The organism is Bradyrhizobium liaoningense (assembly GCF_018130955.1).
Lineage (GTDB): Bacteria > Pseudomonadota > Alphaproteobacteria > Rhizobiales > Xanthobacteraceae > Bradyrhizobium > Bradyrhizobium liaoningense_C.
The window spans coordinates 1-2182 of record NZ_JAFCJM010000141.1 but is presented as its reverse complement, the minus strand read 5'-3'; the positions used below and the strand labels follow the sequence as shown (position 1 = coordinate 2182).

Below are 2182 nucleotides of genomic sequence, written 5' to 3'. Positions count from 1 at the left end.
GCGATCGCGCTATGCGGCGTGGGCGACGTTCTGAGATCGCCAATTCCAGGGCATGAGTTCGTCAATGCGCTTGGCGGGATGATCCGGTAGGCAGGCCAGGATGTCGGCGAGCCGAGCCTGTGGATCGATGTCGTTGAGCTTGGCGGTGGCGACGAGGGTGTAGATCGCAGCCGCACGCCGGCCGCCCTCATCGGAGCCGGCGAAGGTCCAATTTTTTCGTCCCACGGCGACCGCCCGTAGCTCACGCTCAGCAGCATTGTTCGTCATGCAAAGCCGTCCGTCATCAAGGAAGCGGTCAAATGCATCCCAGCGGCTGAGGCAGTAATTGATCGCTTTGGTCGTGTCGTTGTTCCTGGAGAGCTTGGCGCGCTGCTCGCGCCTCCAGCTCGACGATCAGGTGGCGGCTGCGCTCCTGGCGCACACGCAGGCGCACCTCGGGAGCAAGACCGTTGATCTCACGTTCGATGGCGAACAGGACATCGATGCGCTTGACCGCCTCGGCCGCGATCGGCGCCTTGGTGAGCCGTGCCAGATCAAAGAACTTGCGCCTGCCGTGCGCCCAGCACGCGGCCTCGATGATCGGGCCGCCCTTACGATTGGCCTCGTAGAGCTTGCCAAAACCGGCGTAGGCGTCGGCCTGCATCAGTCCGGCATAGCCGGCCAGATGCTGCTCCGGATGCGCACCGCCACGATCGGGCGAGTAGAAGAACACGGCCGCCGGCGGATCTGGGCCAGCAAACGGACGGTCGTCGCGCACGTAAGTCCAGAGCCGGCCGGTCCGGGTCTTGCCCTTGGCCAGGACCGGCACCGTGGTGTCATCGGCGTGGATGCGTTCGGCGGCAAAGACATGGCTCCGGATCGCGTCAACCAGCGGCATCAGGGTTGCCGCGGAGGCACCTACCCAGTCCGCGAGTGTCGATACGTCGAGATCGATGCCTTCACGCTGGTAGACGTCGCTCTGACGATGAAGCGGCAGGTGCAGGCCGTACTTGGCGAACAGGACATGGGCCAGCAGCTTGGGCCCTGCACGACCGCGCGCAATCGGATGCGAGGGAGCCGGCGGCTGGGTGATCGCTTCGCAGGCCCGGCAGACGAGCTTCTCGCGCACGTGCTGGATCACCTTCCACTGGCGCGGAACGAGTTCCAGCGTCTCGGTCACGTCCTCGCCAATCTTGCGCAATCGGCTGTCGCCGCAGCATGGGCAGTTGGAAGGCACCGGATAGACAATGCGCTCCCGCGGCAAATGCTCCGGCAGGGGCCGGCGGGCTGGCTTGCGGCGCTCGAACGATGGCACCGCGATCTTCTCGGCTGCCGTCTGCGCCGCGGTCTCAGCTTGCGCCGCGTTCTCCTCCAGATCGGCGAGCTGTAGCTCGAGCTGATCCAGCAACGCGCCTCGCTCGGAGGACTGTCCGAACTGCTCGTGCCGGAGCTTCTTGATCGTGAGTTTGAGCTTCTCGATCAGCAAGGTCCCCGCCTGGGCCTCGGCTTCCGCGGCTAACCGGGCCGCTCGCTCGGCGCGCAGCATCGCTTGCAGCGTGGTCACATCGTCGGGAAGAGAATCATCAGCGCCCATCACCGATCAGAGAATCACAAGACGTGGTCGCTGTCCGAACCGCTGATCCTGCCACCGGTTCAAATCCCGGCGATCAGCCCGCCGCCTGCGGTCGCCAGGTATGTTGCGGCATCCGCCAGTCGATACCCTCCAGCAGGTAGCCAAGCTGGGCTGGGGTGATTGTCACCGCACCATCAGCCGACGACGGCTACAGGAAGCGGCCGCGCTCCAGCCGCTTGGCGTAGAGCGACATGCCCAGTCCATCGTGCCAAAGGATCTTGATCAGCTTGCCGCTTTTGCCGCGGAACACATAGAGGTCGCCACCGTGCGGGTCTCGCTTGAAGGCTTCCTGCACCAGCAAGCCAAGTGAGTTCATGCCGCGACGCATATCGGTGTGGCCGGTCGCAATCCACACCCGCACGCCCGACGCAATGGGGATCACCGCGGCCGCCCATCTGCCAGCGCTGCCACGGCAGCCTTCAGCGTCGCCGCGTCGACCGCACCCGTGATCCGCATCCGAACTCCGGTCGCAAACTCGATCTCGATCGACCCGCCGCTGCTCGCCGGCACGATGGGACAAGGCGACGACCCTGCTTCCGCGACCACCATTGCCGGTACAAAGCCAGGTTG

At 65.2% G+C, this 2182-nt stretch carries 1 protein-coding gene and 1 pseudogene; both read right to left on the bottom strand.

Features of this window, described 5'->3' with window-relative positions:
• Nucleotides 1–9: 9 nt before the first annotated feature.
• A pseudogene (tnpC, locus tag JQ632_RS39075) lies at nt 10–1573 on the bottom strand (IS66 family transposase).
• Nucleotides 1574–1760: 187 nt separating this feature from the next.
• Nucleotides 1761–1994 (bottom strand): IS66 family insertion sequence element accessory protein TnpB, encoded by a 234-nt coding sequence (gene tnpB, locus JQ632_RS40390; protein WP_312015714.1) that lies wholly within the window; start codon nt 1992–1994, stop codon nt 1761–1763.
• Nucleotides 1995–2182: the final 188 nt, after the last annotated feature.